This is a genomic window from Fusibacter sp., assembly GCF_057447755.1.
The window spans coordinates 1-15,275 of sequence record NZ_JBVBZF010000053.1; the positions used below are offsets into that span (position 1 = coordinate 1).

Genomic DNA, 15,275 nt, shown 5'->3' on the forward strand with positions numbered 1-15,275 from the left:
ATACTATTTCTATTTTTATAAGCCATCAGATATCGGTCTGATTACCGGCAAGATTAGGGACCTTAATTTATGTGAAGTCTCAGGGCTTGTGGTAAGTGAAAAGAACGCCGATACTTTATGGGTACATAATGACAGCGGACATTCCAGTAGTATTTATGCCATTTCAAAACGTGGCAATATAAGAGATGAGTTTGATTTACAAAATACCCAACTTGAAGATATTGAGGATATTGCGCTTTTTAAGGATGAGTTTGGAGAAAGTTATATCGTTGTGGCGGATTTAGGAAGCAATACTAAAATGAGGTCTCAGCATACTCCAAGGCTTATAATTTTTAAGGAGCCTGACTTATTATCGGAGCTTTCAAAGGACGATAATGATAATGCTCATGAAATAAAGACCTTTAATTCTTATGAGATACTTTTTCCTGAAATTCCTGATCTACCATGGACAGAAAATGAGAATATTTTTAGGAATATTGTTGATAGAATTGAATCAGAAACACCAAATATTGAAGCATTTCTAGTGGATTCGATCAAGGATGAGATGATCTTCTTAACAAAAACATATAAGGGACAGACGAATGTGTTGTCAATATCACTTAGCTCACTGAAAGCTAATGAGCCAAACACTTTGCTTTATAATGGCACGATTGATATTAGAAAATTTACAGAAGGTTATCATGTAGATTATAGACATTCTGTTTTCTCGCCGATTAATTTTCCATATGCAGTGACTGGTGCTGACTTATCAAAAGACCAAAAGAGTATTTTAGTGAGAACCTATGGCAACGTTTGGAAGTGGAATAGGGGGTATAGCCAGAAGCCTTTTTCAGAGATTTTAGTAAGTACTAAGCCAGAGTATATCATATCTTCTTTTGAGCCTCTAGGTGAATCAATTGGTTTCGATATTGATGACAAGGGCTTTTATACCATATCTGAAGGCTTTTTTTCAAAAATATACTACAATGAATTGCCTTAGCACAATTATATTGCATTTGCAATATAATTGTGCTAGGATTATATTGTAAAACAATATAATCGAAAGGACATAAGTATCATGAAGGAAATTTTAAGAGAAATAGGTTTGATAACTAGATGCTTTGAATCCATTGCAAATATTGAGTTCAAAGACTATAAGCTCGGAAAGAACCAATACATTTATCTCGTACGTATTGCAGAAAACCCTGGCATAATACTTGAGCAACTCTCTGATCTTATTAAAGTTGACAGATCTACGGCGTCTCGTGTTGTTAAAAACCTTGTTGAAAATGGATTCGTTGAAAAGACTGATGAACAAGGTACTGGGAAAAAAGTAAAGCTTCAAATTTCCAATAAGGGTAAGTTGGCTTACATAATGTTAAAAAATGATGAGGATTACTCCAACCAAGTGGCTTTAAATGGATTCAGTCAAGAAGAGATGGAGTTATTGCTCTATTATTTAATGCGTATCAGAAACAACATAGAACCAGACTGGAAAATAGTAAGGAAAGGCCAGGAAAGACCATATGAAAAAGTCAAGTGGTCTAAATTTAAAGAGACTGTTATTGAAGATGTTGAAATTATTGAATTGAGTGATGAATATATCAAAGATTTTAGAGAAATCTCTTACAATTGGTTAGAAAAACATGATTTGATGGAACCAGAAGATATTCGTGTATTGTCAAACCCTAAACAAGAAATATTGGAAAAAGGTGGAAAAGTTTTGCTGGCAAAAATGAAGGATGAAATCATTGGCACGGTATCAATAATTAAACACGATCATGGCATATACGAACTGGCAAAATTAGGTGTAAAAGAATCTGGTCAAAATAAAGGCATTGGTAAACACTTAATTTTAATGGCCTTATTAAAGGCCTATGAATTAGATGCTGAAAAAGTGGTCTTATATACGACAATGCGATTAGAAGCAGCTTTTAAATTATATAAGAGTTTCGGCTTCAAAGTCATTGAGAATGACTGCGAGAAATATAATGAAGCTGAAATAAAAATGGAATTGTGTTTTAGATAGAATTTGATTTGATATCTATGCTAGAAAGTTCGAAAGGATTTTCTAGCTTTTTTTATATAGATCATTAGTTCTCATCCAGCTTTGAGAAAGAATTATCAACTTGCGAAAAGCGGTTAGATGAGAACGGTGACGACAAAACAAGGTTTTGGCGTTAAATGATTGTATAGATCATTAGTCAAGATTTTGTGTTAAATGATTATATGGCGCGAATAGCGGCGATGGAAATTTTCTTGATGACTAAACGTTTAAAGACTAATGTGTAAAAGATGTGGTTTTAAACAGATAAATGATTCCTAGAGTGAGTGCGTTTTAAAAACGTTTTAAAAATGATTTAAGAACGGTTTAAAAACTGTAGACATAGTTAAAATCGGTATAATCAATATGGCTGAAAGCCTTGATAAAACCTAGAAAATATGATATCCTATAAAAGTAACAACTATTCCTCAAATGTATATTTAGGGAATAGTTGAATGTAGGAAAAAATTTGTCCAATTTTGAGGTGTTTACTATGGCGCGTAAAAAAATAATTAAAGACGATGGGTCTACTCCATCAGGCTCACAAAATAGAAAAAAGCAAATTAAAATCCACAATAAATCTGACGTCCCTAACAACATCGTTGAGAAACAAAATGACATGATTAAAAAATGTCTTTCTATGGAATCACAGTTGCCAAGCTTTATGTTTGACTATTTTCTTTATTTAAAAAACTCTGTGGCATTAAGTACGCGTCTGGCATATTTAAGTGACCTATTATTCTTTACGAATTATTTGATCAGTGAGTCTCCTCTGATGGCTGAATATGAATTTACTTCTTCCAAGGAAATTCCTTTGGAATTATTTGCCAAACTCACAGCCAAGGACATAAACCTATTTTTAGGGGATTTTTGCACACGTTATATAGTAGAAACTGAGAACGCAGACTACATTATGGAAAATCATAATCGTGCACTTGCTAGAAAAAAATCCTCATTGAGTGTCTTGTTTAAATTCCTTTATAGAGATCAGCTAATAGACACCAATATCACTGAAGGCTTTAACCCAATTAAGCTACCAAAGCCTCAACCAGACGCTATTAAACGCCTTGAAATTGAAGAAGTGGCACTTATGCTCGATACGGTTGAAAATGGCACTGGTCTCACAGATAAAGAACGCCAGTACTGGGAGAAAACCAAAAGACGCGATAAAGCAATCCTTGTACTCTTCACCACTTATGGTTTGCGTGTCAGTGAAGTTCAACAACTTAACTTAAGCTCAATAAACTATGCACGTGGTGAGTTTAAAATTTATAGAAAACGTGGTAAAGAAGCAAATATGCCACTCAATCGCTCTGCACTTGCTGTTATAGAAGATTATATTAAGCTTGAACGTCCGAATTGTATTGAAGATGATGATCCCTTATTCCTATCGTTACAAGGGAAAAGAATGACTGTTCGAACGCTTAGAGAATTGGTTAAGAAATACACCTCTATTGCCATGCAAGCACCAAGACATGCCGGCTATAGTCCACATAAACTGAGAGCAACGGCAGCCTCTTCGCTGATTCAATATGGCTTTTCAATCTATGATGTTCAAAACCTGCTCGATCACGACAATGTGACAACAACACAGCTATACTCTGCTCATAAGAAAAATGCAAAACGTGATGTGGTCAATAACTATGAGCTCTTGGATGAGTATCAAAAGCGCAATAGTGAAAAAAACAATAAGTAATAGATAGATATAGTGGGATCTAAATTTCGGAATGCCAATATTCTTATTCTGTTTTAGGTCCCTTTGTTTATTGCCTTATGTTTTATCCGACAATATCATTCATTGGTCGAAATCAAAAAGAGCCCATTTTTCAATGGGCAGACAGGGATATATCAACAAATCTGAAATATACCTTTCAGTTTGTGATAGTTTGTTTATAGAGATTAACTCATGAACAGGTTTAATAAGTGTTATTTCACGAGTTTCATTCCAAGGGCTCTATCTTGTAACCGGAATAATCAAAACTTGTCCAGGGTAAATATCACTCGTATTCATCTGATTTAACTTTTTAATATTGTAGACAACCTGTCTAACATCTTCATTATAATAATTATGATCTGATGCAATCTCCCAGAGCGTATCCCCTGAGGTTACCGTGAATTCCAAATAGCTTTGATCAGTAGATGCGACAGACATAATTGTACCTGTCATATATGAAAAAAGAATACTCAATAATATGAGTGCAATCATAGTTGCCAATACAAAGCGTGTTTTATTAACAATAACCAAGCGACGTCTTTTAGGTCTTCTCTTATACATTCTGCTGTCAAAAGTCACATGAGGTCTAGTTTGAGTCATAATAATACCTCCTATTAAACCATGTTCTAAATGGAATCGTGCCAAACGTTTGTTCTGTAAGTTAATTATATACGAACGCATGTTCTTTGTAAAGACAAAAATCGAACTAATGTTTGATTTTTTTTTATGGTCATGATATAATCGTCCTAAGATAAGTAAAAAACACAAAGGAGACCTAAGTGATGAGTGCTACGATTTCTAAGAAACAGAAACAAATCCTAGATTTCTTAAAGGAAGAGGTTTCTAAAAAAGGTTATCCCCCTTCTGTTCGTGAGATATGTCTAGCTGTAGGTTTAAAATCGACTTCCACAGTACATATGCATCTCACCAAACTTGAAGAGCTTGGTTATATTAGACGTGACCCAACAAAACCACGTGCTATTGAAATATTTGATAATGAGGATCATACACCTACAGATAATGTGGTTAATTTTGCAAGAGATACTAAATTCGTTCCTATTATAGGTGAAATAACTGCAGGACAGCCTATTTTGGCAGTTGAGTCTTTTGAAGATACCTTCCCTATCCCTTCTGATTTTGTTGATGAAGGTAATTATTTTATGCTTAAAATCAAAGGCGATAGTATGATTGAAGCTGGTATTCATGATCGCGATTTAGTACTCGTTAAACAGCAAAACACTGCAAATAATGGTGAAATTGTTGTTGCGATGATTGACGATTCAGCCACTGTAAAAACCTTTTATAAAGAGCAATCACGTGTTAGGCTACAACCTGAAAACTCAACTATGTCACCTATTTATTCTGATAATGTTCAAATCCTTGGACGTGTAAAAGGTGTTTTTAGAAAAATGTAAAAATGATTATAAAGATTTTATTAAATGTTAAGGGACTGTAAAAAAAGTTACAGTCCCTTTTAATGTCTATAAGCAAGACATATAAACATGTTTATGTTATTTAATTATCATGGGATTAATTTTTTTTAAGATTTCAACAAAAATTGGTAGTGTTATTTCTAAATTATAAGTGATATCATTATAGATGTGAGAGTTTTAATTTTATTTTAAAGGAGTGTTTTGTATGTCTTATGTATCAAGCGTATTTGAACGCGTAAAAGCAAGAAACGCAAACGAAACAGAATTTTTACAAGCAGTAGAAGAAGTATTTGAGTCATTAGAACCTGTTTTAGAAAGACACCCAGAATATGTTGAAGCCAACATCTTGGAAAGAATCACTGAACCAGAGAGACAAATCATCTTTAGAGTACCTTGGGTTGATGATCAAGGCGCATTACAAGTTAACAGAGGTTTCAGAGTTCAATTCAACGGTGCTATTGGACCATATAAAGGTGGTTTAAGATTCCATCCATCTGTATATCTTGGAATTGTTAAATTCCTCGGCTTCGAGCAAATCTTTAAAAACTCTTTAACTGGCTTACCTATCGGTGGTGGTAAAGGTGGATCTGATTTTAATCCTAAAGGTAAATCAGATGCAGAAGTAATGAGATTCTGCCAAAGCTTTATGACTGAATTATATAGACATATTGGACCAGACGTAGACGTACCTGCAGGCGATATTGGTGTTGGCGGCAGAGAAATCGGTTTCTTATATGGTCAATACAGAAGAATTAGAGGCGCATTCGAAAATGGCGTTTTAACTGGTAAAGGCTTATCTTATGGTGGTTCTTTAACGAGAACTGAAGCAACTGGTTATGGTCTTGTGTATTTTGTTGACGAAATGTTAAAGCACAATAACAATTCTTTAGAAGGCAAAACAGTTGTTATTTCTGGTTCTGGTAACGTTGCAATCTACGCTTGTCAAAAAGCGACTTCATTAGGTGCTAAAGTTGTTGCCATGTCGGATTCTAATGGCTATATCTACGATGAAAAAGGTATTGATTTAGCTTTAGTTAGACAACTTAAAGAAGTTGAAAGAAAAAGAATTAAAGAGTATTTAAATGCACATCCAGATGCTAAATACGTTGAAGGTTTCGGTAATATTTGGTCATTGAAATGCGATATCGCATTACCTTGTGCAACTCAAAATGATATTACAATCGAACATGCTAAAACATTAGTCGCTAATGGCGTTACTGCTGTTGGTGAAGGTGCTAATATGCCATGTACTAACGAAGCTATCAAATATTTCCTTGAGAAAAACATCTTATTAGCACCTGCTAAGGCTGCTAATGCTGGTGGTGTTGCTACCTCTGCTCTTGAAATGAGCCAAAACTCAATGAGATATTCTTGGACATTTGAAGAAGTAGACGCTAAGTTAAAAGACATCATGATCAATATTCATACAAATGCTGCTGCAGCATCTAAAGATTATGGCTTCGGATACAACTTAGTCGCAGGGGCAAATATTGCCGGCTTCAAAAAAGTTGCAGAAGCAATGATGGCACAAGGAAACTACTAAATAAAAAATATTAAATATAAGTATAAAATTAAGGCTATCTGAGGGTTTCTCAGATAGCCTTTTTAATTATAGATCATTCGTTTTCAGCCAGATTAGAGCAAGTATTTGTGCTAACTCAATTTAAAATCTACAATAAGATTGTCAAAAGTTTTCACTAACAATTTCAACTCTTCACTCATATTTTTAAGCTCCTCCACTGTGGCAAGAATCTGTTCTGCTGATGCGGAGGTCTCTTCTGTACTGGCAGCATTTTCCTCAGCAATGGAAGAAAGCTGTAATATGACTTCGTGTACTTGAATGCGGTTTTTCTCCATGTTTTTACTAAGGGTATTCAAATTATCAATGTCTTTTTTCATTTCGTCCACGACTGACACAATTTCATTATATTTCCCTTCAGTTGAGTTTACAGAGGTTTCTTGCCTTTTCACTGCTTCTTTAACTTCTTGACTTTTAAGTTGAGCACTTTGCACATTCTGAATGAGATTATTTAGCATATCATCAATAAGCGTCGTAGATGAGGAGGTTTGTTCAGCCAGTTTCCTTATTTCATCTGCAACTACTGCAAAGCCTCTACCAGCTTCTCCTGCCCTAGCCGCTTCAATTGCTGCATTTAGTGCAAGTAAATTGGTCTGCTCTGAAATATCTGAAATGAGCTTACTCGCCTCACCTATCTTCGCAGTATTTTCATTTGTGGTATCAATCACTTTGAAAATCTCTTCAAATACAAGTACGTTTAATTTGGTATCTTCGCTTAATTTTTTGACAAGGTCCAAACCTTCATGCGTTATTTGTCCAATTGCACTGCTTTTCTCTGCCAATTGGTTTGCAGATTTAGTGTTGTCATTAATGATATCTGCAAGTGTATTGACATCTTCTGTAACACTTTGTGTTTCCAGTGCTTGAGAAGTTGCACCTTTAGAGATGTCGTTGATTGCGTTTGAAACTTCACTCATTGCAGCATTTATTTCCCCGGTACCGACAACGATAAAATCAGATGTTTTATTGAGGTTTTCAACACTTAATTTTATTTCGTTAATGATGTCTCTAAATGTTTCTAAAACAGACTGACTTGAATTTGAAAGTATTCCAAGCTCGTCTTTATCTGAGAGCTTAAACTGCTTAAAGTCCACTGAAAGGTTTTTATTTGACATTTCATGAAGATTATTAGTAAGCCCTAAAATAGATTTTCTCAAGAATTGAGCAATCCTTGACATAAAGATGGTTACGATGAGAATTGTTACAAGTATGATCGCGCTTAACAATAATGTATTTTTCCGAGTGATATTAATGAGTTCATGAGATTCCAAGTCTGCATATGTCTCAAGGATTTCGGTCATAAGATTAATTTGCTCTCGGGCGTTATCAAAATGAACATAGCTTTCTTCGATATTGCCACTTTGTGTATCGATGTTATAGCTATCATACCAAAGATTGAATTCAGCCTTAAAAGCTTCTTCTAAATCTGCTATAGATTGGTTTGTAGATTCATGTTTATATTCAACGTACAGTTTTTCATTTGAGCGAATGTTATCAAGTGCATCCATGACGCGTGTATAAGCTTGGTCGGCGTTTTCTTTATAGGTATCTATTAGTTCTTGCTGGCTTGTGGTATGTAAGCTGAAATTTGAAATGAGTTCAGTTTGGGCCAAGATAGCTTGATAAAAGTCGCGATCAGCATTTAAAATTTTACTGGTACTGATAAAGGCTTCTTCGTAGATGGTTTGATTTGCCGAATTACTAATAAAGATCATTTGACTTGCACTAATATAAAGAAAGACCACTAAAATAACTAAAGGTGGAATGACCATTACCAACAATTTTTTTGTAATACTCAAATTTCGAATCATAATTATCCTCCTTTTCAAATGATAATATACAATTCTTACCCCCAAAATTTTTAATCAAACGGAATTGAAAAACGTCAACTGGGATCACATTATCGATTTAGGTGTAAAATTTACGGAATAAAATAACCCCTATTACATGAAAAAAACTGCTATTTAAGCAGTCTTTTATTTTGATAATTACAGTTGTAAGTTGAAGACGTATAACATATATGTTTATTAACGATTTAGAACCTCATTGATTTTTTCAAGTTCTTGAGGTGTAAATTCTAAATTATTGATGGCTTTGACAGAATCCTCTATTTGGGCCTTACGACTGGCACCAACAAGTACAGACGTTACTCTTGGGTTTCTGAGATTCCATGCAATAGCCATTTGAGCAAGCGATTGACCTCTCTCCTTTGCAATCGAATTGAGGGCATTTAACTTAACTTGAAGGGCCTTGGTTAGGTCTTCTTTATTAAGAAAAATACTGTCACTCGCCATACGAGAATCTTCTGGAATACCTTTGAGATAATGGTCTGTCAACAAGCCCTTTTGGAGTGGTGAGTATGTGATAATGCCTACCCCTTCCTTGTCCATCATAGCGATGAGCTCATCTTCTATCCAACGATCTAACATAGAATAGTTGGGTTGATGAATCAAACACGGTGTACCAAGTTCGTGTAATACATCAATGGCAAGTTTTGCTTCTGTCGGTTTATAGTTTGAAAGACCGACATATAGGGCTTTACCCTGTCTGACCATGAGGTCAAGTGCCTGCATCGATTCTTCAACTGGTGTGTCATCATCCGGTCTATGGTGATAAAAAATATCCACATAGTCTAGATTTAACCTTTTTAAACTCTGCTCTAAGCTGGAGACTAAATATTTTTTTGAGCCACCATCACCATATGGTCCATTCCACATATGAAAACCTGCTTTAGTAGAAACGATGATTTCATCTCGATGTGATTTAAAATCCTGTTTGAGAATTTTTCCAAAGTTTTCTTCTGCTGATCCAGGGACAGGACCATAATTGTTAGCGAGGTCAAAATGTGTAATGCCCAAATCAAATGCGGTTTGAATCATTTCCCTTGCATTGTCATAGGAATCGTTAGTTCCAAAGTTGTGCCAAAGACCAAGTGAAATGAGCGGCAATCTTAAGCCACTTTGTCCGCATCTTCTGTATTGCATTTCGTCATATCTTTTTAGCGATGGTGAATAATTCGTCATTAAGTGCTCCTCTCAAAATGAAGTTATAAAAAGAAGCTCCTCAGGCATAATCTAACATTGTGCCTGAGAAAGCTTACAAGCTTCTTTACGAAGGTTGGATTCGAGATATCCCGAATTTAAATTGTAACTTATATTCTAGCCACACCTGATTTAACTGCGGCATCATATACTGCTTTTGCAACATCTTCCCCGATTTGCTTGTTAAGTGCATAAGGTATGATGTTGTCTTCTCTTAATTCTGACTCTGGAACGAGATCCGCAATTGCATAGACTGCAGCAATTTTCATTTCTTCATTGATATCACTTGCTCTTGCATCAAGTGCCCCTCTAAAGATACCAGGGAAAGCCAAAACGTTATTAATCTGATTTGGAAAGTCAGATCTACCCGTTCCGACAATACGTGCACCAGCTTCAAGTGCCAAGTCCGGTAAAATCTCTGGATCAGGATTTGCCATTGCAAAGACAATCGCATCACTGCTCATAGAAGCGACCATTTCCTGAGAAACGACGTTCTTACCTGAAACGCCTATAAAGACATCTGCACCTTTAAGTGCAAAGGCCAAGTCTCCCTCTAATAATTCGTGATTTGTCAAAGCGGCAATTTCGTCTTGAACCCAGTTTTTCTGAGCTTTGTTTCTTGATAAAATACCTGCGCGATCACAGCTTAGAATGTTTTTTACACCTAAATCCAGTAACATTCTTGCAATTGCATTTCCTGCTGAACCAGCACCGTTGATAACGATTTTAATTTCATCAATTTTTTTACCCACAATTTTAAGTGCATTGATCAATGCCGCACTTACAACGACAGCTGTACCGTGCTGGTCATCATGAAATACAGGGATATCAAGTATTTCTTTGAGTTTTCTTTCGATTTCTACACATCTTGGAGACGCAATATCTTCAAGATTAATACCACCAAAAACAGGTTCAATATGCTTCACGACATTGACTATCTCATCTACATCTTGAGTGGATACGCATATTGGAAATGCGTCAACACCAGCGAATTCCTTAAACAGGATAGCTTTCCCTTCCATAACTGGAATAGAAGCCTCAGCACCGATGTTCCCAAGACCTAAGACAGCTGAACCGTCTGAAACAACTGCTACGAGATTACCTTTAGAAGTGTATTTGTAAACATCTTCTTTGGTCTCCGCAATTTTTCGACAAGGCTCTGCTACGCCTGGTGTATAGGCAGTAGATAAATCTTCTCGGGTTTCAAGCTTTACTTTACTTGTCACTTCAATTTTACCTTTGTTTGCTTCGTGCATTTTCAATGCAAGCTCATTATAATTCATCTTTACACCCCTTTGGTCTTTGAGAGATGATCTTAGCGTTGACGATAACGTAATTATAGTCAATCGTATAGTCATCTTCCCAATTGAACTGTTTTTTCTTGCTGATAACATCATAAACTATTTTGAGCGCTAAGGCAATCTTTCACAGCCATGAAAACGTCAAAATAAAATGATTTTAAATGGATTTATTCAGTTTATTCTATGTTAATAAGCCCTTTTTTATAAAGGTTGTCCAAGGACTTAATCACACCAAATTTAGAGTGCTCATAGGTTAAGCCACCTTGAAAATATGCGACAAAGGGTTCTCTTATGGGTGCATCTGCACTGAGTTCTATGGAAGACCCTTGTACAAAGGCACCAGCCGCCATAATGACTTCACTTGAATAGCCCGGCATATCCCACGGTTCAGGGGTAACAAAAGCATCAACTGGTGAAGCCGATTGAATACCTTGACAGAAGGCAATTACTTTTTCAGGTGTTCCAAACTTAATCGCCTGAATGATGTCACTTCTAACGCTGTCAACTTTGGGGTTGATGTCATATCCAGCAGATTCATAAACCCTTGCACAAAGTGTAGCCCCTTTGAGTGCACCTGAAACGACTTTTGGTGCCATAAATAAGCCTTGTAGTATGGTGCGTGTTTGACCAAAGGTCAAGCCACATTCTTTACCGATACCAGGAGAAGTCATTCTTGCTGCAACTTGCTCAATGAGTTCTGATTTTCCAACGATATAGCCACCGCTAAGCGCAAGACCGCCACCTGGATTTTTGATGAGACTGCCTGCCATTAGATCAGCGCCAACATCTGTTGGCTCTTGATAATCCAAGAACTCACCATAGCAGTTATCCACCATGACAATTGTGTCAGGTGCATAAAGTCTGATGAGTGAAATAACATTTTTGATCTCTGAGATTGTCAAGCCCCTTCTCCAAGAATACCCTGCGGATCTTTGGATATAGATCATCTTGTATTGAGGTGATGCATTTGAAAGAAGCGCTTGTATATGGTCGAGATCAAAACCACCCTCGTCAGTCAGATGGATTTCTTCATAGGACACACCAATGTCCATAAGGCTTAAGCCATTTGATGGTGAAAGGCCAATAACCTTTTCCAGTGTGTCATAGGGTCTCCCTGTGATAGAAAGCATCTTATCATTTGGTCTCAAAGTGCCAGTAAGGGCTAAAGTCAATGCGTGAGTCCCTGAAACGATAATGGGTCTGACAATGGCATCTTCTGTGTTAAATACGGTTTTATAAACGTTTTCTGTGGCGTCTCGCCCCATGTCATCATAACCGTAACCAGTGTTCCAGTTAAAATGAATATCTGAAATCTTGTTTTGCTGTAATGCATTCAAGACCTTTAATTGATTGTATTCGGCAATATCGTCTATCTTAGAAAAGTGACTCACAATACTGACCTCAGCATCCTCCACGTATTTGACAACTGTATCGGATACGCCCAAGGCTTGGTACATTGAATATTTATTTAACATGAATCCTCCTGATGACATCGTTTACTTTAAGATGTTCAAAGCATTGATGAGCTTTGGAATAATTTGTTTTTTACGCGAAACGCAATTGTTGATAAAGGTGCCTTGTTCCACGGCCTTTTCAAAAGCCAAGGACATGATTGAATCGTTTTTCGACTCAAAGAGCATGTAGGAACCCTCTTTGATGATATCTGTGATTACCATCAGGGTTAAATAGTGATCCTTATCGTGATGGACTGTGCGGATCGTCTCAAGGTATTGTTCCTGGTTATCTAAAATTTCCTCAAAATTCAATGTGAAAACTTGTGAAATGGCAATTTTACATCCCTCAAGCATGAACTCTTTGAAATCACTAAAAAGAACATCTGTAACAGATTGTCCTGCAAGTGAAGTCCCGTTCTTGAACATGTCAAGGGCAAAGGCATCTGTCTTAATGCCAGTGATTTCTGCCAGTTTATCCACGGCCATTTCATCAAATACCGTTGTAGTTGGCGATTTCAAAAACAGGGTATCTGAAATGATGCCAGACATCATAAGACCTGCTATATGCTTTGGAATGTCGATGTTTTCCTCTTTGAAAAGCTGAAAAATAATGGTATTGGTACTCCCTACCGGCATATTCCTAAAGGAAATGGGGAGCGATGTCGAAATGTCCCCTATTTTATGATGATCGATGATCTCAAGCACATTTGCCTCGTTTAGGCCTTCTGCAGACTGGGCATACTCATTGTGGTCCACTAAGATGACATTCTTCTTGGTCGGATTTAAGAAATGTGTTCTGCCTATAATGCCAAGATATTTGCCTTTTTCATCAACAAGAGGAAACTTTGAATGTTTGGAAGTCTGAATTATTTCACGACAATTCTCCATGTACTCGTTTTCCTTAAACCTGACAAGACGTTCTCTTTGCATGATTGAACTCACGAAATTTGTTTGGTTGATGAGTTTAGAGGTGTAGTAAGTATCATAGGGTGTTTTGATCATGTTAACGCCCGATACAGCCGCCTTCTCAATGAGCAATTCTGGAATTTTTTTGTTACCAGTGACAACAATTAGCTGGACCTTACGTTGAATGGCATATTCGATGATATCAAATCGGTCACCAGTAATGACGATATAGTCAGGTCCGAAGATGTCTTCTTTGATAATGGAAGAATCATGAAAGGCAGTGATGGAAATTTTGCCGTTGACATCAGAATGCGCATAGTTGAGCGTCTCTGCTTTAAGATCTGAACGTATGTTGCTAAAAGTTGTATTCAAGGTGTGAAGGTCACCATGAATAGCGCTCATGGCAATATCTTTCATGGTTACGATACCAATCAAATAGCCTTCAGAATCAACGATGGGCAGAGTCCTAATCTTGTATAGATTCATATGCTTATAGGCTGTTAAGATTGAATTTGAAGGCTCAAGGGCCATTATTCGATCATATAACAAGTCTTTCAGCTGGATTTTGACATTTTGGATTTTTTTCGGGTGTTCTACCTCGAAATAATCAAGTACAAACTCCGTCTCCTTAGTAAGATCACCAAGTATACAGGGCATGGCATTATATTGGGTTTGGTTCTTTAAATATGAGAGTGCAATGGCACTCGTAACACTGTCGGTATCGGGATTTCGATGACCAAAAATCATGACGTTTTCTTTCATAGTCATTTACTCCTTAAATGGGTACAATTTACTTCCCTATTATAACATACGATTTAATAATTTATTCACATTCATTTACATAAGTTATGCTATAATCAATTTGGTAATTTAAAGAATCGAGGTATTTAAATGAAATTCTATAAACTTTCATTAATGGTCATGCTGCCAATTTTGCTTGTGGCTGCTATTTTTGTAATTATGGGTATCCAATATACCTTTAAAACTTCTGAAAGCGACAACAATCAGTTTTATTCTAAAATGATTTACAACATGTTCAATGAATACATAAGCAATCAGATTGATCGTACAAGTAATGGCATTTTTTCGGACAAGGAATTCTATCAAATTCGAAACGAAATGATCTACAGGAGTGCATCGTCTCAAAACACGTCACTTTCCATAGAAAAAGAAGCTATTCCGGATTTGGCTTCCCAGTATGGTTTTAAGTATTATTATGTTGAAAACAATGATAAAGCGCCATATTCTAACGCGCCCTATGAGTTGACCATGGCATTTTTGTCGCAGGATAGTGGCAGTTTTTCAAAACAGACGTTTATTTACAACTATGGTGGCGATTTGTATATCGGCATCATGAAAAACCTGTTCACCAGCAATTCTGATGACAATGCTAAGACCTATTTGGTAATGGCCCCTCTTAAAGATGTTGTTGATCTTGAAAACATGATGGGATTAGTCGGCATACAAGATGTCGAATACATCACTAAGGACATGATAGAGAATCGAAATGAAGCCAATATGGCGCTAAAATCAGATGGTTTTATCAATATCAGTGATAAGAATTTTAACCAGGTTTACGTCCCTATTCACTTGACTGGTAAATCACTATATTATTTAAGTGCAAGAATTGATAAGCCTGAAATAATTGTCAATCTTCGCCGTCAAACGATACTCATAATTGCAAGTGTTTTTCTAGTTTTGGTTTTTTCTAGTATTATGGCCAGTTTGCTTTTAAAAAAAATTGCAGGTCAAATAAACAATACCATAAAAAAAGTGGATCAAATTGCCAATGGGCATTATGAAATTGATCTTGAATATAAGGGC

Annotated in this window: 12 protein-coding genes; 6 read left to right on the forward strand and 6 right to left on the reverse strand. The window is 36.3% G+C overall.

Annotated features, from left to right (window positions below; translation table 11 throughout):
- The 3 genes from AC220I_RS09090 to AC220I_RS09100 all read left to right on the forward strand — a co-directional run.
- Positions 1–979, forward strand: a 979-nt coding sequence (locus AC220I_RS09090; protein WP_486723505.1) for a hypothetical protein, incomplete at its 5' end; no start/stop codon positions are given.
- 78 nt (positions 980–1,057) lie between these two features.
- Complete coding sequence (locus tag AC220I_RS09095) at positions 1,058–2,008, forward strand: bifunctional helix-turn-helix transcriptional regulator/GNAT family N-acetyltransferase (RefSeq protein WP_486723506.1); 951 nt, start codon at positions 1,058–1,060, stop codon at positions 2,006–2,008.
- A 508-nt stretch (positions 2,009–2,516) separates the two neighbouring features.
- Positions 2,517–3,719 carry a tyrosine-type recombinase/integrase gene (locus tag AC220I_RS09100; protein WP_486723507.1) on the forward strand — a complete coding sequence of 401 codons (1,203 nt, stop codon included), beginning with the start codon at positions 2,517–2,519 and terminating at the stop codon, positions 3,717–3,719.
- Positions 3,720–3,977: 258 nt separating this feature from the next.
- On the opposite strand, the gene yneA is transcribed toward AC220I_RS09100, so the two are convergent.
- Positions 3,978–4,337, reverse strand: a complete 360-nt coding sequence (gene yneA, locus AC220I_RS09105; protein WP_486723508.1) for a cell division suppressor protein YneA — start codon at positions 4,335–4,337, stop codon at positions 3,978–3,980.
- 182 nt (positions 4,338–4,519) lie between these two features.
- Here yneA and lexA point away from each other — a divergent pair, with 182 nt between their 5' ends.
- Both lexA and gdhA read left to right on the forward strand, forming a co-directional pair.
- Positions 4,520–5,152 (forward strand): transcriptional repressor LexA, encoded by a 633-nt coding sequence (gene lexA / locus AC220I_RS09110; RefSeq protein WP_486723509.1) that lies wholly within the window; start codon positions 4,520–4,522, stop codon positions 5,150–5,152.
- A gap of 223 nt (positions 5,153–5,375) precedes the next feature.
- Positions 5,376–6,713, forward strand: a complete 1,338-nt coding sequence (gdhA, locus tag AC220I_RS09115) for an NADP-specific glutamate dehydrogenase (protein WP_486723510.1) — start codon at positions 5,376–5,378, stop codon at positions 6,711–6,713.
- A gap of 110 nt (positions 6,714–6,823) precedes the next feature.
- Here gdhA and AC220I_RS09120 read toward each other — a convergent pair whose 3' ends face one another.
- The 5 genes from AC220I_RS09120 to AC220I_RS09140 all read right to left on the reverse strand — a co-directional run bounded on the left by AC220I_RS09120 (position 6,824) and on the right by AC220I_RS09140 (position 14,213).
- The gene (locus AC220I_RS09120; RefSeq protein WP_486723511.1) at positions 6,824–8,560 is read right to left on the reverse strand and encodes a methyl-accepting chemotaxis protein; all 1,737 of its coding nucleotides are present in this window, start codon (positions 8,558–8,560) and stop codon (positions 6,824–6,826) included.
- Between the two features lie 216 nt (positions 8,561–8,776).
- Positions 8,777–9,772 carry an aldo/keto reductase gene (locus tag AC220I_RS09125; RefSeq protein ID WP_486723512.1) on the reverse strand — a complete coding sequence of 332 codons (996 nt, stop codon included), beginning with the start codon at positions 9,770–9,772 and terminating at the stop codon, positions 8,777–8,779.
- 128 nt (positions 9,773–9,900) lie between these two features.
- On the reverse strand, positions 9,901–11,073 hold the full coding sequence (locus tag AC220I_RS09130) for an NAD(P)-dependent malic enzyme (protein WP_486723513.1): 1,173 nt from the start codon (positions 11,071–11,073) through the stop codon (positions 9,901–9,903).
- A 194-nt stretch (positions 11,074–11,267) separates the two neighbouring features.
- Entirely contained in the window at positions 11,268–12,566 is a 1,299-nt protein-coding gene (locus tag AC220I_RS09135) for a methionine gamma-lyase family protein (protein ID WP_486723514.1), read from the reverse strand.
- Between the two features lie 21 nt (positions 12,567–12,587).
- Positions 12,588–14,213, reverse strand: coding sequence for a putative manganese-dependent inorganic diphosphatase (locus tag AC220I_RS09140; RefSeq protein WP_486723515.1), 1,626 nt, complete (start codon positions 14,211–14,213; stop codon positions 12,588–12,590).
- A 129-nt stretch (positions 14,214–14,342) separates the two neighbouring features.
- On the opposite strand from AC220I_RS09140, the gene AC220I_RS09145 reads away from it, so the two are divergent.
- Positions 14,343–15,275, forward strand: a 933-nt coding sequence (locus AC220I_RS09145) for a HAMP domain-containing protein (protein WP_486723516.1), incomplete at its 3' end; no start/stop codon positions are given.

Excerpts from the sequence above, each read along its gene's own strand:
- AC220I_RS09095 (WP_486723506.1), top strand. The coding sequence starts at position 1,058 with ATGAAGGAAATTTTAAGAGAAATAGGTTTGATAACTAGATGCTTTGAA.
- AC220I_RS09100 (WP_486723507.1), top strand. The coding sequence starts at position 2,517 with ATGGCGCGTAAAAAAATAATTAAAGACGATGGGTCTACTCCATCAGGC.
- yneA (WP_486723508.1), bottom strand. The coding sequence starts at position 4,337 with ATGACTCAAACTAGACCTCATGTGACTTTTGACAGCAGAATGTATAAG.
- lexA (WP_486723509.1), top strand. The coding sequence starts at position 4,520 with ATGAGTGCTACGATTTCTAAGAAACAGAAACAAATCCTAGATTTCTTA.
- gdhA (WP_486723510.1), top strand. The coding sequence starts at position 5,376 with ATGTCTTATGTATCAAGCGTATTTGAACGCGTAAAAGCAAGAAACGCA.
- AC220I_RS09120 (WP_486723511.1), bottom strand. The coding sequence starts at position 8,560 with ATGATTCGAAATTTGAGTATTACAAAAAAATTGTTGGTAATGGTCATT.
- AC220I_RS09125 (WP_486723512.1), bottom strand. The coding sequence starts at position 9,772 with ATGACGAATTATTCACCATCGCTAAAAAGATATGACGAAATGCAATAC.
- AC220I_RS09130 (WP_486723513.1), bottom strand. The coding sequence starts at position 11,073 with ATGAATTATAATGAGCTTGCATTGAAAATGCACGAAGCAAACAAAGGT.
- AC220I_RS09135 (WP_486723514.1), bottom strand. The coding sequence starts at position 12,566 with ATGTTAAATAAATATTCAATGTACCAAGCCTTGGGCGTATCCGATACA.
- AC220I_RS09140 (WP_486723515.1), bottom strand. The coding sequence starts at position 14,213 with ATGAAAGAAAACGTCATGATTTTTGGTCATCGAAATCCCGATACCGAC.